At 72.5% G+C, this 22,169-nt stretch carries 18 protein-coding genes; 13 read left to right on the top strand and 5 right to left on the bottom strand.

What is annotated here, in order from left to right; genetic code table 11:
• Nucleotides 1-65: 65 nt before the first annotated feature.
• The 6 genes from ACFWY5_RS14340 (at nt 66) to ACFWY5_RS14365 (ending at nt 5,869) form a co-directional block, all read left to right on the top strand.
• Nucleotides 66-962, top strand: a complete 897-nt coding sequence (locus tag ACFWY5_RS14340) for an ACP S-malonyltransferase (protein WP_379609536.1) — start codon at nt 66-68, stop codon at nt 960-962.
• Nucleotides 959-1,915 (top strand): beta-ketoacyl-ACP synthase III, encoded by a 957-nt coding sequence (locus ACFWY5_RS14345; protein WP_379632143.1) that lies wholly within the window; start codon nt 959-961, stop codon nt 1,913-1,915. Before ACFWY5_RS14340 ends, ACFWY5_RS14345 begins: the two co-directional genes overlap by 4 nt.
• Nucleotides 1,916-2,005: 90 nt before the next feature.
• Nucleotides 2,006-2,242 carry an acyl carrier protein gene (locus ACFWY5_RS14350; protein WP_184974352.1) on the top strand — a complete coding sequence of 79 codons (237 nt, stop codon included), beginning with the start codon at nt 2,006-2,008 and terminating at the stop codon, nt 2,240-2,242.
• A 38-nt stretch (nt 2,243-2,280) separates the two neighbouring features.
• On the top strand, nt 2,281-3,513 hold the full coding sequence (gene fabF, locus ACFWY5_RS14355) for a beta-ketoacyl-ACP synthase II (RefSeq protein WP_379609534.1): 1,233 nt from the start codon (nt 2,281-2,283) through the stop codon (nt 3,511-3,513).
• A gap of 10 nt (nt 3,514-3,523) precedes the next feature.
• Nucleotides 3,524-4,948: an acyl-CoA carboxylase subunit beta gene (locus ACFWY5_RS14360; protein ID WP_379632145.1), complete on the top strand. Its 1,425-nt coding sequence runs from the start codon at nt 3,524-3,526 to the stop codon at nt 4,946-4,948.
• Between the two features lie 33 nt (nt 4,949-4,981).
• Nucleotides 4,982-5,869, top strand: coding sequence for a DUF1731 domain-containing protein (locus ACFWY5_RS14365; RefSeq protein ID WP_379609532.1), 888 nt, complete (start codon nt 4,982-4,984; stop codon nt 5,867-5,869).
• Here the strand turns inward: ACFWY5_RS14365 and ACFWY5_RS14370 are convergent.
• Complete coding sequence (locus ACFWY5_RS14370; protein ID WP_379609531.1) at nt 5,866-6,360, bottom strand: DUF3145 domain-containing protein; 495 nt, start codon at nt 6,358-6,360, stop codon at nt 5,866-5,868. The genes ACFWY5_RS14365 and ACFWY5_RS14370 overlap by 4 nt on opposite strands.
• 175 nt (nt 6,361-6,535) lie before the next feature.
• Between ACFWY5_RS14370 and ACFWY5_RS14375 the strand changes: the two genes are divergently transcribed.
• From ACFWY5_RS14375 to ACFWY5_RS14390, 4 genes are all read left to right on the top strand, one after another.
• The gene (locus ACFWY5_RS14375; RefSeq protein ID WP_379632147.1) at nt 6,536-7,540 is read left to right on the top strand and encodes a S8 family serine peptidase; all 1,005 of its coding nucleotides are present in this window, start codon (nt 6,536-6,538) and stop codon (nt 7,538-7,540) included.
• 82 nt (nt 7,541-7,622) lie between these two features.
• Nucleotides 7,623-8,156: an RNA polymerase sigma factor gene (locus ACFWY5_RS14380; RefSeq protein WP_379609529.1), complete on the top strand. Its 534-nt coding sequence runs from the start codon at nt 7,623-7,625 to the stop codon at nt 8,154-8,156.
• The gene (locus tag ACFWY5_RS14385) at nt 8,153-8,599 is read left to right on the top strand and encodes a hypothetical protein (protein ID WP_379609528.1); all 447 of its coding nucleotides are present in this window, start codon (nt 8,153-8,155) and stop codon (nt 8,597-8,599) included. The genes ACFWY5_RS14380 and ACFWY5_RS14385 overlap by 4 nt, the downstream gene beginning before the upstream one ends.
• A gap of 107 nt (nt 8,600-8,706) precedes the next feature.
• On the top strand, nt 8,707-11,421 hold the full coding sequence (locus tag ACFWY5_RS14390; protein WP_379632149.1) for a CHAT domain-containing protein: 2,715 nt from the start codon (nt 8,707-8,709) through the stop codon (nt 11,419-11,421).
• Between the two features lie 185 nt (nt 11,422-11,606).
• Here ACFWY5_RS14390 and ACFWY5_RS14395 read toward each other — a convergent pair whose 3' ends face one another.
• From ACFWY5_RS14395 to ACFWY5_RS14410, 4 genes are all read right to left on the bottom strand, one after another.
• Nucleotides 11,607-12,422 carry a sulfurtransferase gene (locus ACFWY5_RS14395; protein WP_379632151.1) on the bottom strand — a complete coding sequence of 272 codons (816 nt, stop codon included), beginning with the start codon at nt 12,420-12,422 and terminating at the stop codon, nt 11,607-11,609.
• A complete protein-coding gene (locus ACFWY5_RS14400) occupies nt 12,419-13,546 on the bottom strand; it encodes an alkaline phosphatase family protein (RefSeq protein ID WP_379632153.1) in 1,128 nt (375 codons plus the stop codon). Before ACFWY5_RS14400 ends, ACFWY5_RS14395 begins: the two co-directional genes overlap by 4 nt.
• Nucleotides 13,547-13,846: 300 nt before the next feature.
• Nucleotides 13,847-14,437, bottom strand: a complete 591-nt coding sequence (locus ACFWY5_RS14405; protein ID WP_379609524.1) for a DUF5998 family protein — start codon at nt 14,435-14,437, stop codon at nt 13,847-13,849.
• A gap of 373 nt (nt 14,438-14,810) precedes the next feature.
• Entirely contained in the window at nt 14,811-17,534 is a 2,724-nt protein-coding gene (locus tag ACFWY5_RS14410; protein ID WP_379632155.1) for a GNAT family N-acetyltransferase, read from the bottom strand.
• A gap of 156 nt (nt 17,535-17,690) precedes the next feature.
• Here ACFWY5_RS14410 and ACFWY5_RS14415 point away from each other — a divergent pair, with 156 nt between their 5' ends.
• From ACFWY5_RS14415 to ACFWY5_RS14425, 3 genes are all read left to right on the top strand, one after another.
• Nucleotides 17,691-18,584: a carbohydrate kinase family protein gene (locus tag ACFWY5_RS14415; protein ID WP_379609522.1), complete on the top strand. Its 894-nt coding sequence runs from the start codon at nt 17,691-17,693 to the stop codon at nt 18,582-18,584.
• A gap of 388 nt (nt 18,585-18,972) precedes the next feature.
• A complete protein-coding gene (locus ACFWY5_RS14420; protein WP_379632157.1) occupies nt 18,973-20,982 on the top strand; it encodes a hypothetical protein in 2,010 nt (669 codons plus the stop codon).
• A gap of 8 nt (nt 20,983-20,990) precedes the next feature.
• Nucleotides 20,991-22,169 (top strand): hypothetical protein (locus ACFWY5_RS14425; protein WP_379632159.1); only part of this gene is annotated, 1,179 nt, incomplete at its 3' end.

Below are 22,169 nucleotides of genomic sequence, written 5' to 3' on the forward strand. Positions count from 1 at the left end.
GCCTGGACAAAGTTCGTACGGATCTCCATCCGCGTGTCGAACTTCTACAGGGCATCGTGGATTTCGTGCTTGTACTCGTCGCTCCGGGCCAAGGCGCCCAGTCACCCGGCTTCCTCACACCCTGGCTTGAGCTGCCCGGACTCGCCGACCGCCTGGCCGCGTGGTCCGACGTCGCGGGCATCGACCTGATCGCCTACGGCACCACCGCCGGCGAGGACGAGATCAAGGACACCGCCGTCGCCCAGCCGCTGCTCGTGGCCACCGCGCTGGCCTCGGCCGAGGCGCTCGGCGCGAGCCCCGACCTGCTGGCCGGCCACAGCGTCGGCGAACTGGCCGCCGCCGCGCTCGCCGGGGTCATCAGCGCCGAGCAGGCGCTCGACCTGGTCCGCGTACGCGCCCAGGCCATGGCCAAGGCCGCCGCCATCACCGAGACCGGCATGACCGCCATCCTGGGCGGCGTGGAGGAAGAGGTCCTGGCCGCCCTCAGGGAGCACGGCCTGACCCCCGCCAACATCAACGGCGCCGGCCAGATCGTCGCCGGCGGAACACTCGAGCAGCTCGCCGCGTTGAAGGAGCAGGCGCCGGCGCGCGCCCGGCTCATTCCGCTGAAGGTCGCCGGCGCGTTCCACACCACCCACATGGCCGCGGCCGTGACCGCGATGCGCGAGAGCGCCGCCGCGATCACCCCGGCCGACCCGCGGGTGAAACTTCTGTCGAACGCCGACGGACAGGTCGTCGCGGGTGGCGCCGACTTCGTCGAGCGGCTCATCAACCAGGTGAGCAACCCCGTCAGATGGGACTCCTGCATGGCCACGATGACCGAGCTCGGCGTCACCACGATGATCGAGCTGCTGCCCGGCGGCACGCTGACCGGGCTGGCCAAGCGTGGCATGCGCGGTGTGCAGACCGTGGCGCTGAAGACTCCGGACGACCTCGACGCTGCCAGGGAGCTGATCAAGTGAGGATTCCCGACGCCGCACCGGGAGCCAGGATTCTGGCCCTCGGCCACTACCAGCCCGCCGGCATCGTCACCAACGACGACCTGGCCAAGACCATGGACACCAACGACGAGTGGATCCAGTCCAGGGTCGGCATCAAGGAGCGGCGGGTCGCCGGCCCCGAGGAGACCCTCGAGGACATGGCCACCCAGGCCGGCGGCAAGGCCCTGGCGGCCAGCGGCCTGTCGGCCGACGAGATCGACCTGGTCATCGTCGCCACCTGCACCCTGGAGACCCAGATCCCCAACGCGGCCGCCATCGTGGCGCACCGCCTGGGCATCCACTCCCCCGGCGCGTTCGACGTCAACGCCGCGTGCGCCGGCTTCTGCTACGCGCTGGCCACCGCCAGCGCCGCCGTCCGCGGCGGCGCCGCGCGCAACGTGCTGGTGATCGGCGCGGAGAAGCTCTCCCAGTGGGTCGACTGGACGGACCGCTCCACAGCCGTGATCTTCGCCGACGGCGCGGGCGCGGCCGTGGTGGGCCCGTCCGACGTGCCGCGCATCGGTCCCGTCGTCTGGGGCAGCTCGGGCGACAAGTCCGACGCGATCATCATCGACGAGCGCGACACCTTCCTGCGCCAGGAGGGCCAGACGGTCTTCCGCTGGGCGACCACGACCCTGCACCCGGTGGCCAAGGAGGTCTGCGAGCGGGCCGGGGTCGACCCGGCCGACCTGTCGGCCTTCGTGCCCCACCAGGCGAACCTGCGCATCATCGAGGCGATCGCCCGCAAGATCGGCGCCCCGGACGCGGTCATCGCCCGCGACATCGTGACCGCCGGCAACACCTCGGCGGCCTCGGTCCCCATGGCGCTCTCGCGCATGATCGAGCGCGGGGAGGTCCGCTCCGGCGGGCTCGCCCTGCTGCTCGGGTTCGGCGCCGGGCTGACCTATGCGGGTCAGGTCATCGAGATTCCGTAGGATCCGGTACGGCTGCGCCGTACCGGCACACAAAGGCTTGTGCGGCGCTGCCGTACAGAATCCAGAAAACTCAGAAGGAGAATTAGCGACATGGCGACCGAGCAGGAGATCCTCGAAGGCCTCGGCAAGATCATCAACGAGATCACCGGCATTCCGGCCTCGGACGTGACTCCCGAGAAGAACTTCGTGGACGACCTCGACATCGACTCCCTGTCCATGGTCGAGATCGCCGTGGCCGCTCAGGACGAGTTCGGTGTGGAGATCCCCGACGACCAGCTCAAGAACCTGAAGACGGTCAAGGACGTCCTCACCTACATCCAGGGCTGAACCGCCCTCTTCCTCTGATCGACAAGGAGCGTAAACACGTGAGTGCAAACCGGGTACGTGTCGTCGTCACCGGGCTCGGCGCGACCACGCCCGTCGGTGGAGACGTCACCTCGACCTGGTCGGCGCTCCTCGCCGGTCAGTCTGGTGTGGAGACTCTCACCGAGGACTGGGTCGACCACGTCCCCGTGAAGTTCGCGGGCAAGGCGGCGGTCGACCCAGCCGAGGTCCTGCCCAGGCCCGAGGCCCGGCGGCTCGACCGCAGCGAGCAGTTCGCGCTCGTCGCCGCGCGTGAGGCGTGGCAGGACGCGGGCGCGCCCGAGATCGCTCCCGAGCGGCTCGGCGTCGTGGTCTCCAGCGGCATCGGCGGCATCAGCACCACCCTGTCCGCCTACGACACGTGGAAGGAGAAGGGCTGGAACCGCCTTTCGCCCTTCACCGTGCCGATGCTCATGCCCAACGGCCCCGCCGCGTGGATCGGCCTCGACCTCAAGGCCCAGGCCGGCGTGCACGCGACGGTGTCGGCCTGCGCCTCGGGCGCCGAGGCCATCGGTTACGCGATGGACATGATCCGCTCCGGCCGCGCCGACGTCGTGGTCGCCGGCGGCACCGAGGCCGCGATCCACGGGCTCAACATCGCCGCGTTCGCCGCCGCCCGCGCGATGTCCACGCGCAACGACGACCCGCAGGGCGCCTCGCGCCCCTGGGACCGCGCGCGTGACGGCTTCGTGCTCGGCGAGGGCGCCGGCATCGTGGTCCTGGAGTCGGAGGAGCACGCCCGCGCCCGCGGCGCGCGCGTCTACGCCTACGCCGCCGGCGTCGGCTACTCCGCCGACGCCCACCACATCACCCAGCCCGAGCCCGACGGCCGCGGCATCATCCAGGCGATGACCCAGGCCATGAGCGACGCGGGCGTGAGCGGCCTGGACGTCAGGCACGTCAACGCGCACGCCACCTCGACGCCCGCGGGCGACGTGGGCGAGGTGGTGGCCATCGCCAAGGCGATCGGCACCCACCCGCTGGTGACCTCGACCAAGTCGATGACGGGTCACCTGCTCGGCGGCGCGGGCGGCATCGAGTCCGTCTTCACGATCAAGGCCATGCGCGACCGGATCGTGCCGGCCACCATCAACCTCTCCGACGTCGACGACGGCATCGAAGTGGACCTCGTCTACGGCCAGAACCGCGCGCTGCCCGACGGCGACATCGCCGCGGTGAACAACTCGTTCGGCTTCGGCGGCCACAACGTGACCGTCGTGTTCGCTTCGCACTGAGGAGTTCTCGATGACCGTGCTGGACAACCGGGTGGTGACGCATGGCTCCGATTCGGAGCCCGCTGATCCGCGCGACCCCTTCGTCCGTCTCACCGCGCTGCTCGACGAGGGTTCGCTGCGGTTGATCACTCCTCAGGACAAGAGCGGCGTTCTGGCCGCCATGGGCCGCGTCGAGGGTGTCCCCGTCGTCGCGTTCTGCAGTGACGCCCGCTTCCAGGGCGGCGCGATGGGCAGCGAAGGCTGCGAGCACATCGTGCACGCCTACGACGTGGCCGTCCGTGAACGGGTGCCGGTCCTCGGGATCTGGCACTCCGGTGGTGCGCGACTCGCCGAAGGCGTCGAGTCGCTGCACGCCGTCGGCCGGGTCTTCTTCGCGATGACCAAGGCCTCCGGCGTCGTCCCGCAGATCTCCGTCGTGGTCGGCGCCGCCGCCGGCGGCGCGGCCTACGGGCCCGCGCTGACCGACATCGTCATCCTGGCCGACCAGGGCCGGATCTTCGTGACCGGCCCCGACGTCGTCCGCAGCGTCACCGGCGAGGACGTCGACGCCGCCGCGCTGGGCGGCCCCGAGCCCCACAGCAAGCGCAGCGGCGTCGTGCACGTCGTCACCAAGACCGAGACCGAGGCGTACGTGAAGGCCCGCGAGCTGGCCTCCCTGCTCGGCCACCAGGGCCGGGTGCGCCTGCCGGGTGTGGAGGAGGTCGACTTCAGCACGCTGCTGCCGGAGTCCCCCCGCCGCGCCTACGACGTCAAGCCGCTGGTCAACGGCCTGCTGGACGAGCAGGGCGTGGAGCTGCACCCCAAGTGGGCGCCGAACGTGGTCACCTCGCTTGGCCGCCTGGGCGGCCGCACGGTCGGCGTGATCGCGAACAACCCGCTGCGGCTGGGCGGATGCCTCGACGCCACCTCTGCCGAAAAAGCCGCCCGATTCGTCCGCATGTGTGATGCTTTCGGGGTGCCGCTGGTCGTCCTCGTGGACGTCCCCGGCTACCTGCCCGGCGTCGGCCAGGAGCACGACGGCGTGGTCCGCCGCGGCGCCAAGCTCCTGCACGCCTTCGCCGAAGCCTCCGTCCCGCGTGTGACGCTGGTGACCCGCAAGGCGTACGGCGGGGCCTACATCGCCATGAACTCCCGCGCCCTGGGCGCCACCAAGGTCTTCGCCTGGCCGACCACCGAGATCGCCGTGATGGGCCCGGTGGCCGCCATCCGCGTGCTCAAGCGCCGGGAACTGGCCGCCGTGCCGGAGGAGGAGCGGCCGGAGCTGGAGCTGCGGCTGGCCGAGGAGCACAAGAAGCTCGCGGGCGGCCTTGAGCGTGCCCAGGACCTGGGCGTGATCGACGAGGTCATCAAGCCGGAGGAGACACGCGGCGCCATCGCCAAGCTCCTCGCCCAGGCCACTCCGGCGCGCGGCGCCCACGGGAACATCCCGCTGTAGGGGGAGCCGTCCGGCGTCCTGGATACTCGATTCGTGAAGTATGTCCTGGCCGGGGGTACCGGCGCCCTGGGGCGGAGCCTGTCGGTGGATCTGGTCGCTCGTGGTCATGACGTGGTCGTCGTGACCCGGCGGCCCCGGCGCGGCTGGCCGTTCCGGATGGTGGGGTGGGACGGAGACCTCGCGGCCGAGCTGAGCGGGTCGGTCCTGATCAACCTGGCGGGCGAACTGGTGGACCGCCCGCCCACCCCGGCCAACGTGGAGCTGCTGACCCGTTCCCGCGTGGAGCCGACGCGCGCCCTCGCGCGGGCCGCGGCCGGTGGACCGCCCGCCGTGTGGCTGCAGCTCAGCACGCTCGCGATCTACGGCGAGGGCGGGGAGAGCGAGCTGACCGAACTGTCGCCGCCCGCTGATGGACCGCCGCAGATGGCCGGGGTCGCCAAGGCCTGGGAGGCCGCGGCTCGGGGGGCGCCGTGCGGGCGGCAGGTGATCCTGCGGACCGCGGTGGTCTTCGACCGCGACACCCCGGCGCTCGACCGGCTGACCGGCCTGGTGCGCTGGGGGCTCGGCGGGCGCGTGGGCAGCGGCCGGCAGTGGGTGAGCTGGCTGCACGCCGCGGACTTTCTGGAGATCGTACGGCGGGCGGCGGAAGACCCGGCGCTGTCGGGAGTGGTCCACGCCACCAGCCCGCGGCCGGTGCGCAACGCCGAGATGATGGCCGCCTTCCGCCGCGTCCTACGACGCCCTCCGGCGCCGCCCACTCCCGAGCCGATGGTGCGGCTCGGCGCCCGCGTACTCCGTACGGACCCGGCCCTCGCGCTGACCGGGCGGCGCTGCGTACCGGCGCGACTGACCGAGGTGGGATTCCGGTTCCGGCATCCGGAGCTGGAAGAGGCGATCGGCGACCTCCTCCGGCCGTCCTAGACGGCGGCGTGGAGCCAGCGGACCGGGGCGCCGTCGCCCGCGTAGCGGAACGGCTCCAGTTCCTCGTCCCACGGCCGCCCGAGCAGGAGGTCGAGTTCGTCCTCCAGGACGGTACGGCCCTGCGCGGACTTCATCATCGCCGCCCGCAGCCGGTCCTCCGGGATCATGATGTCGCCGGAGGCGCCGATGACCGCCGTGAAGGCGCCGAGGGTCGGCGTGTAGGCATGTCGGGAGCCGTCGATGCCGGGCGAGGCGTCCTCGGTGCACTCGAAGCGGATCCGCTGCCAGCCCATGAGTGAGGAGGCGATGGCCGCGGCGAAGCCCGGATGGCCTTCCCACTCCGCCTGCGCGCGGACGGCGTTGGGCGCGGCGGTTTGCGGCGTCCACGTCAGGTCTACGGGCACGCCAAGGATACCCGCGACCGCCCATTCAATGTGCGGGCACAGCGCAGGCTGAGCCGAGTGGACGTACAGCACGCCACGAGCAGACACCGGACCTCCCGTTTCGGTACGAGGTGCGCCTTCCCCAACGGCCTCGTCCCAGGATGATCACAAGTGACTAGGGAGAGACTACCGTCGGTCGCAATCCGACACCAGAGGGGGGCCATACCAAGTTGTTGCGGCGGTGGCACGTGACACCGCTCCCGGCGCGGAAAGATACCCGATCATGGACATGCAATCTGCCGGGCAGGCCCTCATCCGGCCAGGTCAGCTCCTTGTCGACCGCAGCGCGACATCGGCGGCGGGCCGCTGGACCCAGGCCGTGGCGGAGGCCGACGGCGTGTGCACCCTGCGGTTGACACCGGGGGTGGATCCGTGCGAGCTGGCCCTGGACCTGCGCGGGCGGGGGCACCGGGCCTCGCCCAACCACGTCTTCGCCGGGCAGCCGCTGTTCTTCGGCGGACCGGCCTCGCGGCCGTTCCCCGCCGCGCCGGTGCCGTTCAGGCCGGGCAAGGAGCGCTCTCCCGTCGTGGTCGGGCTGCTGGACACGGGCGTGGCGCCGCACCCGTGGTGGTCGCGCAGCGAGTGGTACGGCGAGCTGGGCCAGGAGGCGGCCGACGCGACCACGGGCAACCAGGCGGGCCACGGGACGTTCATCGCCGGGCTTCTGGTGCGCCGCGCGCCCGGCGTGACGCTCAAGGTCCGCCGGGTGCTGGACGGCGACGGGCTCGGCGACGAGGCGGGCATCGTGCGGGCCCTGCACCGGCTGCGCTCCGCGCCGCGGCCCGTGGGGGTCCTGAACCTGTCCTTCGGCGGCCACACCTTCGACGACCAGCCGCCGCCGATGCTCGCCGACGCGCTGGGCGCGCTGCCCGGCGCGGTGGCGGTCGCCTGTGCCGGCAACACCGCCTGCGACCGTCCCTTCTGGCCGGCAGCGCTGCCGTCGGTGATCGGCGTGGGCGCCCTGGACGCCGGGGAGGAGCACCGCTCGCCGTTCTCCGCCCACGGACCCTGGGTGGACGCCTGCGCCAGGGGCGAGTGGCTGGCGAGCAGCTATCCGGGTTTCGAGGGATATGCCACATGGAGCGGCACCTCGTTCGCCACGGCGCTGGTGGCCGGAGCCGTGGCCGCGCTGGCGCGGGAGGCGCCGGCCAAGGAGGCGGCGGGTCAGATCTTGGCCGGGGACCGGCAAATTCCGGATCTGGGAGTCGTGGTTCCCGCGAGTCTGTAGAGTTTACGCTCAGTCCCCAGGTCAACACGAAGGGCAATGTGAGGGTTCTTCGTGACGCAGCATCCGGGCGGAAGGAGGCCGTATGGGCGACCCGCGCGCGGTAGCGGAATTGCTGGCAGCAGCGGCCGACGGCGACCGGATGGCCTGGGACGAACTCGTGGCCAGGTTCACTCCGCGCATGTGGTCGGTCGTCCGCGCCTGCGGGCTCGACGACGCCGATGCCGCGGATGCCGTCCAGGGTGCCTGGCTGCGCCTTGTCGAACACCTTCACACCATCCGTAATCCCGCCGGACTGGGTGCCTGGCTGACTACCACGGCCAGGCGCGAAGCGCTGCGCGTCCTCCGCAGGGAGCTTCTCCCGCTCCCCCTTGACCTCGCGGAGGATTCAGATCCGGCGGCGGCCATCCTGGAAGCCGATGCCCACCGCCTGCTGTGGCAGGCCATCTCCTCACTCAACGAGCCCTGCCGGACGCTCCTGACTCTGATGGCGCACCGCGTCGGCAATCAGCAGTCAGCCGTACGGCTCGGGCTTCCGTTAGGCAGCATTGGACCTAGTCGAGAACGCTGCCTAAGAAAACTGCGCACCCTGATCTCATACGAGGAGACGGTGCATTGAGTAACGACGACTACCTCCTGGCGGCGATAAGGCTCGCCGCAGGGAACGACCCAGTTCCCAATCACGTATCCGCAGCCGCGAGCGAGGCATACTCGCTTCGGATCCCACATGTGGTGACCGCCGCATCCATCGAGTGCGTCGCCATGCGGACCGTGCGGGGGGTGGCAGGTCCGACAACAGTACGGTTCGCCACCGACGACGTCACCTTCGACCTGGAGCTCACTGTGAACGACGGGCTCATCGATGTGGCAGGGCAAATCCTGCCGTATCCGGGCGAAGGCAGTCATGTCGATGTACGAACTCCGCACATGACCATGAGCCGGCGACTGGCCGGAACGGGGCAGTTCGCCGTCACGGGAATGCCCCCCGGCTGGTTCAACGTCGTCTGCCATCGTCCGGGCAAGGCGCCCGTGGCGACCAGGTGGCTGCGTATCCGGCCATGACCTGAGAGATAGCGCTGTAATACCGGGGCGGCGGAGCCACCGCCGTCCCACAGCGCGCCACCTCACCTCCATCTCGACCTATCTCAGCACTTCACCCGGGCCAAGGCATGACCGCTGAGCAGGCAGACTCCCCGATCACCTCAGACCTCCAACCGGCGCGCCCGGACGCGGCGCCCACCATCCTCGCGGCGGCCGAGGCCGCCGTGTCCAGATCCGTGGTCGACCCCGAGCAGGCGCTCGCCGCGGGCCGCCTCGTGCTGGTCGCGGCCGAGCACACCGGCGCCGTCGAGGCGGCCGTGGTGGCTCTGCGCGCCATGGGCCTGGCCGCCCGCGAACTGGGCGACCTGCAGGCCGCCGAACGCCACCTGCGCAAGGCCATCGCCACGCCGGCGGCCCCGCCGCGACGCGTGGCCCAGGCCAGGCTCTCCCTCGTCACCGTGCGCACCGAACGCGGCCATCCCCTGCAGGCGCTGCGCGTCGCCGCCCTCGCCTGGGCGTACCTGTGCCCGCTCGACCGCGCCAAGCTCGACACGCAGCGGGCCGTCGCCTTAGCCCACCTGGGCCGTTACCAGGAGGCCATCGCCGCCTGCGACCGTTCCCTGGAGACGCTCGCCACCGCCCCCGGCACCGTCGACGACCGCCGGTTCCTGGCCGGTGGCCTGCTCAACCGCGGCCTCGTGCGCGCCTACCGCGGCGACTGGCACCGCGCCACCCAGGACATCACCGCCTGCCTGGAGATCTCCCGCGCCGCCGGGCTGGCCCACCTCACGCGCCTGGCCGCCGCCAACCTGCCCTTCCTCGCGGTACGGCGCGGCGACCTGGCAGCCGCCTTCGCCCACTACCGGGCGGCCGAGGACACGCTGTTCGGGTACCCGGAGCGCCTGGCCACGATGCGGGCCGACTTCGCCGGGGCACTGCTGGCCGCGCACCTGCCCGGGGAGGCTCGGGCGTTGCTGAGCCTCGCCGTACCCGAGCTGGAGGCTTCCGGCGCGCACGCCGCGCTGGCGGAGGCGCGGCTGAAGCTGGCGCAGGTCGAACTCCTCACCGGCGACCCGCAGCGCGCCGCCGAGGTCGCCGCGCGGGCCGCGGCCGAGCTCGCCGCGCAGGACCGCGAGTCGTGGCTGCCGCTGGCCAGGGAGGTGGAGCTACGCGCCGGGCTGGCGCTCGGGCCCGTCACGCCCGCGCTGGTGCGGGAGTTGGCCGAGTGCGCCGAAGCGCTGGAGTTCGGTCCCGCCTGTGCCGTGGCCGCGGCGGCGCTGCGGCTGGCGGCGGCGGAGGCCGCGTTGTCGATCGACGATCATCCGACGGCGTCCGAGCAGCTTGGCTACCTCACCGCGCAATGCCGGCGGGTACAGCCCTCGGCGGGGATTCCGCTGGCGTCCAAGGCGCAGGCGGCCCATCTGGCGCAGCCTTCGCCGACTCCGCCGCTCATCCGGCAGCATGCGCTGGCGCTTGAGGCGGCGTTGCAGGAGGACTCGGCGGGGGCCTTCCGTGCGGTGCGGGACGGGCTGGCCGAGGTGGGCGGGCAGGTGGAGTCGCTGGACGATCCGGCGCTGCGGGCGCACGCGGCTCGGGCCGGGGAGCGGCTGGCGGCGTTCGGGCTGACGCTGGCCGTGCGGGGTGGACGGGCCGAGGAGGTGTTCGAGTGGAGCGAGCACTGGCGGGCCGTCACCGGGCAGGTGCCGGGCGGGGCTGAGGAGCCGGGGCTGTCGGGGACCGAGGCCGGGGGCGGGGGCGCTCGGCGAGCGTCGCAGAGCGGCCCGAACACCGGCGCGGGCCGCCCGCCCGGCAGGGGTTTCGAGGCGCGGGCGTGGATGGCCGGCGCCGAAAGCGGGGTGGAACGGGGGGACGAGGCGGAGGGGTGGCTACGGGGCGTTCAGGAGAACCTGGGCGGGGCCGCGCTGGTGGAGTACGTCGTCGACCAAGGGGCGTTGCTCGCCGTCGTGGTGACCGCGGAACAGGTGCGGATGCGGCGGCTGGCGGAGGTGTCCTCGCTGGGTGAGGCGGTGGTGCGCCTCCGGTATGCCATGCGGCGGGCGGCGCTGGGCGACTGTCCTGGGGCCGGGGGCGATGTGGTGACGTGCGGGCAGGAGGTGGAGCGGATGATGTTCCACCCGCTGGCCGGCTGGATCGGGGACCGGCCGCTGGTCGTCGTCCCTTCCGGGCCGCTTTACACGCTGCCCTGGTCGGCGCTGCCGTACCTGCGTGGCCGGTCCGTGACCGTCACGGCCGCCGCACTGGCGTGGCTGCGGGCCCGCACCGCGCCGCGCCCCGGCCGCGCGGCGCCCGTCGTGGCCGCGACCGCCGGCCCCGACCTGAACGAGGCCCCCGAAGAGGTACGGCAGGTGCTGACCTGTCACCCCGGCGGACACGAGATCGAAGCCCGGATCGCCCCCGTGCTGCGGGCGCTCGCCGAGGTGGACGTCTTCCACGTGGCCGCGCACGGCGTCTTCCAGGCACGCAGCCCGCTGCTGTCGAGCATCACCCTGATCGACGGCCCGCTGATGGCCTACGACCTGCTCAGCCTGGAACACCCGCCGCGCCTGGTGATCCTGTCGTCGTGCGACGCCGGAATGGCCCGCGCCCCCTGCGAAGGCGCGCCGCTGGGGCTGGCGGGCACCTTTCTCGCCCAGGGTACGGCGTGCGTCATCGCCGGGATGGTGCCGGTGCGGGACGAGGAGGCGTTGGCCGTGATGACCTGCTTCCACGAACTCCTGGCCGCCGGCCACTCCCCGGCCAGAGCCCTGGCCGAGGCGACCGCGAAGACCGGCGTAACCGCCTTCGCCTGCTTCGGCGCCGGCGACCGCCCCCTAACCACCTAACCACCCCCGCGACCTACCGGACGGCGGCCCGCCGCGTGTGACCCGCCGGACCACGCGTCCCCGGTCGGCGACCAGACGGCGGGGCAACAGGGCGGGTAGGCCGCCCAGGGGCGCCGGGTGCGACCGCCGGACGACGCACCCCAGGCCCCTCCCGCTGGAGGCTGACCGGGTAGTTGGGGTGGTGGTTAGGCGGTGGCTATGGGGTGGGTGGGGTTGGCTACCCAGTTGGACCAGGAGCCGACGTAGAGGGCCGCCGGGTAGCCGGCCAGGTTCAGGGCTAGTACCTCGTGGGCCGCTGTGACGCCGGAGCCGCAATACGCGCCGACCGGGGTGCCGTCGGTCACGCCCAGGGCGGTGAAGCGGGCGTCCAGGTCTGAGGCGGCCAGGAAGCGGCCGTCGGCGGTGACGTTGTCGGTGGTGGGGGCGCTGACGGCGCCGGGGATGTGGCCGGCGACCGGGTCGATGGGCTCCACTTCGCCGCGGTAGCGCTCGGCGGATCGGGCGTCCAGCAGGACACCGGTGTTCGCCAGGGACGCGGCCTCGTCGGCGGTGAGGACGGGCATGCCGCCCGGCACGGCGGTGAAGTCGCCGGGCGAGGCGGTGGGTTCGTCCTTGACGATCGGCAGGCCGAGGGCGTCCCAGGCGGGCAGGCCGCCGTCCAGGACCTTGACCTGGTCGTGGCCGAAGTAGCGCAGGTTCCACCAGGCACGGGCGGCGATCGTGGAGCCGGCGTCGTCGTACACGACCACGGTCTTGCCCCGGGTGACGCCCAGGCGGCGCATCGCGTTCTGGAAGTGCTCGGCGGACGGCAGCGGATGCCTTCCCCCGGCGCCGGGCGCGGCGGCCAGGTCGGCGTCGAGGTCGCAGAAGAGCGCTCCGGGCAGATGACCCTCGCGGTAGCGGTCGATGCCGGGCGGCCCGCTGATCCCGCCGCGTACGTCCAGCAAGGTCACGGCATCGCCTAGCTCGGCCAGCTCGGCCGGGGTGATGAGCGGGCTCATCTGCTGCTTACCTCCAGAAGTGGTATGAGTTGTTCGGCGGTGGTCATCGAGCCGTGGTAGCCCGTGAAGGCCGCCTCCAGCTTGTGGGCGGTGTTGACGATCGCCAGGTCGGTGTACGGCACGGCCACCACGTCACCGATGCGTTCGATCCACTCCGCCTTCACCTTCGGCCCGAACCAACCGGCATCGACGGCCTCCTGCCTGGACACCACCCATGCCCGCCCGGCAAGGGTCTCACGCCAGGCCTCGAGAACGGCGTGCGCCGCACCCGGTTCCGCGTACACGTGTCGCGCCCTCGCCTCCCCGCCCAGCATCGCGACACCCGCCCACAGGTCGGGCGTCTGGTCGGCCTCGATCTTGTCGCGGGCGTTGACCATGCCGTGGTCGGCGGTCACGTACAGCACGCCGCCGGGAGGCAGGGCGGCGGCCAGGCGTTCTGCCAGGCGGTCGACGATGGCGAGCTGGTCGAGCCATTCGGGGGTGCCCCAGCCGGTGAGGTGGCCCATGGCGTCGAGGTCGCCGTAGTAGACGGTGACGTGGGCACGCGGCTCGGCCAGGGCGGCGGCGGCGGCCTCGACCCTCTGGTCGACGGTGTCGGCGCCGAGGTAGCGGATGCCGCGGTAGACGGCCTCGGTCAGGCCGGTCCCCTCGTACATGGCGGGCGCCACATAGCTGCAGGTCACGCCCGCGGCGGCGGCGCTCTGGTAGACGGTCTCCGCGGGCTGCCAGGTGAGGGGGTCCATGACCTGCTTGTCGGGCAGGGTCCAGCGCAGGCAGTTGAACAGGTGTCCGGCGCCGGGCACGGCGAGCATGAGGCCGAGCATGCCGTGTTCGCCCGGGGGCAGGCCGGTGCCGAGGGAGCAGAGGCTCGTGACCGTGGTGGACGGGAACCCGGCGGTCAGCACCCTTTTCGTGGCGCCGGACAGGAACGGCGCGGTCTCGGGATGGGCGGCCAGCAGTTCGGCGCCCAGGCCGTCGACGAGGAACAGACAGACGCTGCGGGCGGGTTCCAGCCCGAGCACGTTGCCGTCTCCCACTCCGAGCGCGGCCATCAGGGAACGCGGCAGATCCGGCAACGACGACCCACCATAACCGGGCACCAGCGGAACAGCGTCCAGACTCATGACCAGATCCTAATAACACCCACAAACCAGGTCATATCCCTACGGCTCAGGCAAATCCCATAAACCACCCCGAACCCGGTCACGTCAGAAACCCCCAAGAGCCCGTAGGTGACCCGGTGGAGGTTGTGCCCGGCCTCCGGCGCCGCCCGGTGCGGGCTTTTCAGCCTTAGGTGGGCAAGGGCGGAGTCGTCACGGCGGGAGGTCTCGGGCGTTCACTACCGGCCGTGAAGGGCGCGCGCCATCGCGGCGGGTGGGGCGAGCCGGCGCCGCCGTAACAGAGAAGATCCCCAGAGGGCGCGACTACGAGGAAGCGCGCGCCGTCGCTTCGGACAGTGTCTTGGCGAACGCCAGGACGTGGGACACCGCCTCGGGCCCGTCGGCGGCCTCGCTGACGCGCAGGGAGAGGTCGTCGGCGGTGATCGCGCCCGTGTAGCCGTGGTCGGCGTCGCAGTTCTCGTCGCCGCAGGTGGCGGGTTCGAGGTCGACGTGGGAGATCGCGCCCCAGCCGATGGTCAGCGTGACCTCGGTCGGCGGCACGCCGGGGACGTAGGTCGCCGGGTCGGGGACCACCCTGGTCACGGCGACGGACTGTACGCGGCTCAGGCGTACCGCCTCGGTGGTGGTCGAGGCGTGCGAGGCCGAGACGCCTTCGACGGCCGGATGCTCGTCGGTGTGACAGACGAGCAGGCGCGAGGCGGACAGCACCAGCACGGTGACGTGCCTGCGCACCTCCATGGCGGGGTCGAACGTGGCCTCGTGATGGACCACATAGGCCGTCACGGCCTCCTTGCCCAGCGCGGATTCGACCGCATCCGTGACGAGGTCGGGGTAGTAGCCGCTGCGCTCGATCGCCTCACGCAGACCCGCGGCTGAGACTCGGGTTTCCCTCATGGGTCCATCCTGCCAGGGCTCGGCAATGCTCTCACCCACCGGACAGACCACCTTATACCCCGCCCTGTTCCTCCTTTCCGCGCCCATTCCTCTCTTGCGGCCATCGACACCATTGCGGTGGTGCTCGCCGCCGTTTCGCTCAAGCCGGCCTTTCCGTTACGGCCGGCCACGCCCACCCCCACCCGCCGACCATGGCCGGGGACATTCCAGGGTCACGGCAGGCAGGCCGCGCAAGCGCACCACCGCAACGCGCGCCCCATAACCAGCCGACAGCGCCGGAACCACCCGATCTTGCAGCAGCCCACAGTCAGCCGAGGCGGAGGGCGACGCAGCCAGCGGAGGTCAGGCTGGACGGGGGTGAGGGCGGGCGGGGTCAGGTCAGGCGGCGGGGGCCGCCGTCTTGGCGGGGGCCGGGTGGGGTTTTGAGCACGGCCCTGGCGCCCAGGACGATGACCTCGCTCTCCCCCACCAGCACCTGGTCCAGGTCCAGCCGGGCGACCTCCGGAAGGTCGTGGGCCAGGCGGCCCACACGTACCAGCAGGTCTTCCAGGGCTTCCACCGCCACCGGCGGGTAGCCGTACTCGCCGAACAGCAGCGGCGCCGCGCGGACCGATCGGATCAGTCCCGCCGCGTCCTCCGCCGTCAGCGGCGCCAGCCGGAACCCCTCGTCCTCCAGCAGCCGGGCGGTCACGTCGCCCAGGCCGAACGAGACGACCGGGCCGAACGCCGGGTCCTCCGCCACGCCCACCACGGTGGGTACGGCGGGCTGCGGCACCATCCGCTGCACCGCCAGCTCGACGCCATCGCCGTACTGCCCGGCCAGCTCGGTGTAGGCGGCCCGGACGGTGTCGGGCCCGCCGAGCCCGAGCCGTACGGTCCCGGCCCGCCTGGCCGCCTCCGCTCCGGTCACCTTGACCACCACGGGCCACCCGAGCAGTTCGGCCGCCTCCGCCGCCTCGTCGGGCGAGCGCACGATCGGCGCCGGCCACACCGTGATCCCGTAGCACGCCAGCAACTCGGTGGCATCGATCTCCACCGGCCCCGCCCCGGCCTCCCGCCCCGGGAGACCGCCTGACGCGAACCCCTCGGCCGCTTCAGCACCGACGGCCGCCGATCCCCCAGCCCCGACTTCAGGACCGCGGGTCTGCGCGGGAGGCAGGTCGAGGTGGTGGGTGACGAGGGTGTGGGCGGCCTCCGGGTTCAGGTCGGGGAGTTCGGGGGGTGTGCCCGCGGGATGCGCCAGCCAGGCCGAGTACCGGACCACGTGGGCCAGGGCCCTGACCGCCTCCTCGGGCGCCGCGTATGACGGGATCGAGCCTCTTGCCGGCGTGCGGCCCACGCGGAGATCCGGGTGCATGCCCAGATGACCCTCGAACGTGGCCAGCACGGGCTTGCCGGTGTCCCGGGAGACCTTCAGCAGTTCGGCGGCCACCCCGGCGGTGTCGCCGGGGATCGGTGGCATGTAGATGACCACGGCCGCGTCCACCTCGTCGGCGGCCAGCACGTCGGCGAGAGCCGTACCGAACTCGGAGGGGCCCGCGGAGGCGCCGAGGTTGACGGGCGGGCGGGGCTCCAGGCCGGCGTCGGCGCTGGCGTGGACGGCGAGCAGGCCCATCGCGTCGGAGTTGGTGACCAGGCCGACGCGGGGGCCCGCGGGCAGCGGCTGGTGGGCCAGGAGCTGTCCCACGTCGAAGAGCTGGATGAGGTCGTCGACGCGGATGAGCCCGGCCTGGGCGAACAGCGAGCTGATCGCGGAGTCCGGCAGGCGCAGGGCCCGCGCGGAGTGGCCGACGGGGGTGCCGCCGCTCTTCACCGCCACGATGGGCTTACGGCGGGCGATGCGCCTGGCCAGGCGGGTGAACTTGCGCGGATTACCGAGGGATTCGAGGTAGAGGAGGATGACCTCGCTGGCCTCGTCCTCCTCCCAGTACTGCAGGAGGTCGTTGCCGGAGACGTCGGCCCGGTTGCCGGCCGACACGAACGACGAGATGCCCATCCCGCGCTGGGCGACCCGCTGGAGCAGCGCGGTGCCGAGCGCGCCCGACTGGCTGAAGAAGCCGACCCGGCCGCGGCCGGGCAGGGTGGCGGCGAGGGTGGCGTTCAGGCGGGTGGCGGGGTCGGTGTTGGCGATGCCGAGGCAGTTGGGGCCGACGACGCGCAGGCCGTAGGAGCGGGCGATGCTGGCGAGTTCGTCCTGTCTGGCCCGTCCGCCCGCACCGGTCTCGCCGAAGCCGGAGGAGACCACGACCAGGCCGTGCACACCCTTCTCCGCGCACTCCTTCACCACGTCGAGAACACTTTCCGCGGGCACGGCCACGACCGCCAGATCCACCTCGCCGTCGATGGCGCCCACACTGGGGTACGCGCGCACGCCCGCCACCGCCCGCACCTCACGGTGCACCGGGTAGACCGGGCCGGTGAAGTCGGCGGCCAGCAGGTTGCGCAGGACGGTCTGGCCGACGCCGCCGGGTTCCCGCGAGGCGCCGATGACCGCGACGGAACCGGGCGTGAGCAGGCGTTCGATGGAACGCGCCTCGGCACGGTGCTCGCGGGCGGCGGTCACCTCGGCGGAGGTCTCGGTGGGGGCGAGGTCGAGCGTCATGCGAACCACGCCGTCGGCGAAGCGGCTCTGCGCGGTGTAGCCGGCCTGGCGCAGCACGCCCATCATCTTCATGTTGGCGGGCAGGACGTCGGCGATGAACGTCTCGATGCCGTTCTCATGGGCGGTGGCCGCCAGGTGTTCGAGCAGCACGGAGGCGACGCCGCGGCCCTGGTGGGCGTCCTCGACGAGGAAGGCCACCTCGCCCTCGGTGGCGCTGACCCGGTCGTAACGGATGACCGCCACCATCTCCGTGCCGATCGTGGCGATCAGGGCGACCCGGTTGGTGTAGTCGACATTGGTGAACCAGGCCACTTCCTTGTCCGACAGCTTCGGACGCGGGCCGAAGAAGCGGAAGTAGATGGATTCGTCGGACAGCCGCGAGTAAAAGGAGAGAAGCCGGTCGGCGTCGGCCGGGCGGATCGGACGCACGTGCGCGGTGCCGCCATCGGCCAGCACGACGTCGGCCTCCCAGTGGGCCGGATACTGTGCATCCACAGTCCCGAGCGTAGACCTGCATCCCAGATGCCAAGACCGTTGGGCAACGCTTGTGCATCGACTGGGCACCTGTGTCCGGTCTCCGCCCACGGGCAGGCCGAGAGCTGTTAGTTTTGCGGCGGCAGGCATAGCGAGAAGACGCAAGGTGGTGGCCTCATGACGCGGGTCGTCGTGGTGGGCGATCTCATGACCGACGCGGTGGCGCGCGCCCGTTATGCGCTCGCCAGAGCCAGCGACACACCCGCGATCGTGACGATGCACGGCGGCGGATCGGGGGCGAACATCGCCTCCTGGCTGGCCGTGGAGGGTGCCGAGGTGGCCTTCATCGGCCGCAGGGGCGCCGACATCACCGGCCGCAACCGCGACATGGAGCTGATGGGCTACGGCGTGGACGCCCGGCTCGTCATGGATCCCGAGCGGCCGACGGGCACCTGTGTGGTTCTCGTCACCCACAAGGGCGAGCGGACCATGCTCTCCGACCCCGGGGCCAACGCCGCCCTGTCGCCGGAGGACCTGCCGCGTGACCTGTTCAGCGGGGGTAGCCATCTCCATCTGTCCGGCTACACGCTGATCAACGAGGGTTCCCGCGACGCCGGTCTGGCCGCGCTGGACATGGCACGGCGCGGCGGCATGACGATCTCGATCGACTGCTCCTCCTCGGCGCCGCTCGAGCGCACCGGGGCCGAGCCGTTCCTGGAGTGGACGAACGGAGCCAAGCTCCTGTTCGCCAACGCCGACCAGGCCAAGGTGCTGACCGGACGCGACGACCCCGAGGCCGCCGTCAAGGTGCTCACCGCGTGGTTCCCGCAGGTGGTGATCAAGCTCAACGCGGACGGCTCCCTCTGGTACACCAACGGCCGCCCCGACCCGGTCCGAGCCGCCGCCGAACCCGTCGACCGCATCGTGGACGGCACCGGCGCCGGCGACGCCTTCACGGCCGGCTTCCTGCCGCCGTGGCTGGCCGGCAAACCCCCGGCCGAGGCGTTGGCCGCAGGCAACCGCCTGGCCGCCAAGGCCATAGTCCACCTGGGCGCCCGCCCCCGCCTTTAGAGCCGGGCAGGTCGGTGGCTGTCTGGCCTGCGGGGGGCTCCGTAGGCCCTGGGTCTGCTTGACGAGGCACGGGGCGTCGATCTCCATGGGAGACGGGACCGCACAGGCACGCCAGAGGTCCACCGCAGCTCCAGCGCCGGGAAGAACTGCCCGGTGGGTCCGGCATCGGTGGGACCGCCCAGGGGGTGAGCGTGCGCGCGTCGCGGCGGGTCAGCGGTGAGGCGGAGGAGCGTCACCCTGGAAGGGCGGCCACGCCTGACGGCGGGTGGGGGTGGGGCGGCTTGCCGTAACGGATAGGCCGCCCGTAAAGACCAGCGCACGGAAAGAGCACTCGGCTGAGTACCCCCTACTCAGGCGGAGTGGTGGGGTGCGGCGGAGGATCGGCGGCATGACAGCGGCTGAATTCTCGCGTGCCCAGGACCGCTTCCGGATCCCGAGGGCGCGGCGTTTCGACTGGCTTGATCCCGTAGGCCCTCCGCTGCGTCGTTTTCCCGGCCTCGATCGGCGGTTGCCGCTCGTGTGGCCGGACCCGGTCATCCCCGAGTGGCCGGAGTTCTGGCCGATCAATCCGCGCGGGTTCCCGCCGCTCCAACCCCCCTCCGGGACCGAACGCCACCAGCTGACCATCCCGGTCTCGCCCACCGACACCCCCTCCGACGACACCCGCTACGAGAGTGCCGACGGCTCCGCCATCCTGGTCCTGCCCCGCTACGACCTCGCCTTCGACGGGGAGGAGCCGCGCATCCTGATCGTGGACCGCGCGGGCACGCCGACGCTGGTCGTGGTGGCCGTGCAGGTTCCGACGGGGCTGGGCGAGCTGCCGCACGAGCTGTCGGTCTCGCTGCGCTACCGCGTGCCCGAGCTGACCGGCGGCTCCGTGGTGGTCGAGGTGGACTTCCCCGCGACCGGCCTGGACGACACCGGCACCGTGGTCTCGGCCGAGCTGCCGCTGACCGGCCCCGGCCTGCGGCAGCAACTGCTGGCGGCGATGAGCTCGCTGGAGGCCCGCGCGACGGTCGTGGTCAAACGCGGCATCACGGTCGCGGTGCCCAACCCGATGTTGCTGATCGAGCCGCTGCCGCCCCAGACCTACCGCGAGGTGGCGCTGCTGCTGGAGTGCGTGGCCGGGCCGAGCCCGCTGCTGCTGTCGGACGCCCAGCGTGTACGGCTCGGCGGCGGCACCACCCCGACCGGCGTGCAGGGGATGCGCCGGTTACGCGTTCAGCACGAGGGCCGGGGGCATTCGTTCTGGCAGGACCCGGCCAGGCCCGAGCACTTCTACTTCCTGCCCGACCGGTTCCTGCTGGGCCGGCTGCCCGGGGCCGGACGCCGGCCGGCGCTGAACATCCGGGCGACCAGCGCCGCGCGGGAGGAGGACGTGCGGGTCACGGTCGAGTTCATGGCCAGGCCGGTCGTCTCGACCGAACGGCTGGCCGCGGCCGAGCCGGTGCTGGCCGAGGAGGCCGGGCGGATGGGTTCGACCGCGCCGGTCCGGATGGAGATCCTGCCCGACGCCCAGCCGATGCTGCGCCTGGCGCTGCCGCAGGACGGGGCGGCGCCGTCCGGGCTGACCGAGCGGCCGAAGGCGCAGGTGGGGCTGGAGCAGGGCGTCACCCACGCCGAGACGTTCACGCTCGATGACTTCAGGCTCGTGCACGCGGCCTTCTTCGGCGCCTCGCTGAACGTCATGAACGGCGAGGTCAGAGTGGGCGCGGGCGGCGGCCAGCCCGAGGACGTGGAGCTGGAGCTGCGCCTGGGCGACACCGCCGGCGACGTCCTGGAACTGGTGCCGCTGACCGCCCTGCCCAACCGCGTCACCGCCCGGCTGGTGAACGCGATCGAGAGCCCCGTCCGCGTGGACCGGCTGAAGGCCGTGGCCGTCGCCGCCGGCCGCCGGGTGCCGCTGACCGTCGAGGGCGGGCCGGCGGGCAAGCTGCTGGCGCCCGGCGAGGAGCTGGAGATCGCGCTGGTCCCGGCCGAGCCGCTGCCGGACACCGGCGCGTACACGATCGTGCTCGACCAGTCGGGCGTGGCGGTGCAGGTGGACAAGGAGGCGGTCTGGAAGGCGGTCTTCGACGACAGCGCCAAGCCGCGCCTGAGCCGGGAGGTGAGCGTGGTGGCGGTGCCGGCGATGTTCGGCGACCCCTCGGGTGACCGGGTGGCGCTGTTCGTGGTCTCGATCGTGGGCGCGCAGGGGTCGGTGCAGCTCAGCGAGACGGAGCTGAAGGCCACGACGCTCGTTCACGTGCCGGTGAGCTCGCTGCTGACCGGCGCCCCGATCCCGCCGCTGCGCTACAGGACCGAGACCATCTGGCAGTCCGGCCTGGTCGGCGTCAGCCCGGTGCGCGAGACCGACGCGACGATCCTGCCGCCGATCAAGACCCGTCCGAACGCGTAGGAGGAGCGATGAGCGTGCTGCAAGGGCTGCCCGACCTGGGCGCCCCCGCCGGCTCCGGGTTCGCGGCGTTCGGCAGGGAGGGCCTGGTCGTCTCGGTGCCCGACCGCCTGGAACTGGCCCGCCGCGACGGCGTGCCCGAACTGCTGGTGTCGTTGGAACGTTCCCTGGCCTTCCCGCCGTCCGGGCTGCTGGAGCTCGCCTTCACCGCCCTGTCGTCCACGCCGGGGGTGCCCGCCGAGGTGCGCGAGAGCGTGCTGGAGCTCTCGGTCGTGCTCGGGCCGATCTCGCCGCCCGCGGTGCTGGCCGCCGACCAGCTCCTGGGCGCGCGGCTGGCCATCGCGCTGACGCCGGAGGCGGCGCAGGTGATCGCGCGCCTGGTCGAGGACGCCACCCTCCCGATCGAGGCCGCGGTACGGCTGGCCGTGCGGGCCGTGGCCCCGAGGGCGGCGTTCCGGACCGTGTTCGACCCTCGTGACCTGGCCGCCCGCCTGGCCACCCGCCTGGGGAGCAGCGCCCGGGTCACGCGTTCCGCGCTGGTCCTGGCGCTGGCCGATCTGCTCGGCGCCGGCCCGGACGCCGCCGAGGCGCTGGCGCTGCGCGCGGCGCCGCTGGTGGCCGTGCCCGCCCCCGGCGCCGGCCTTGACCTGGTCCTGCGCGCGCCCGCCGAGGTGGCCCACGGCTCGGTGCGCCTCGACCTGGCCGAGCCGGCCGCAGTGATCGCCCACCGGGTGCTGTCCTTCGACCCGTTCGCCGCCGCGCGTGAGGTGGCGGGCGGCTCGCTGGACCGGCACGTGCGGCTGATCACCCTGCCCGGGCTGCCAACCGGGCAGGTGCCGGTCCACGTCTCCGCCAACCTGCCGGAGCCGGTCACCGACCTGCCCACGCTCCTGGGGGACGTGCGGTTACCCCCCGCGCCGCCCAAGCGTCCGCACGCGGTCTCCGGCAGCCTGGCTCTGGATGGCGCCGGCCGTACCGGAACCTTGACGCTGACGCTCGCGGCCGGTGAGCTGCCGGCGGGCGAGGCGCGGCTGCGGGCGCTGATGTCCACGGGCGAGGAGGTCGAAGGGCCGGGGGGGGCCCTCGAACCGCGGCCCAACGTGGGTGTCCGCCCCCACATCACCCGGCCACAGCGCGGGGGGGGGGGCGCCCACCCGCAGCGGGGGCGGGCGACGGGGGGCGTGATAAAG

This window comes from Nonomuraea sp. NPDC059007 (assembly GCF_042740555.1).
Lineage (GTDB): Bacteria > Actinomycetota > Actinomycetes > Streptosporangiales > Streptosporangiaceae > Nonomuraea.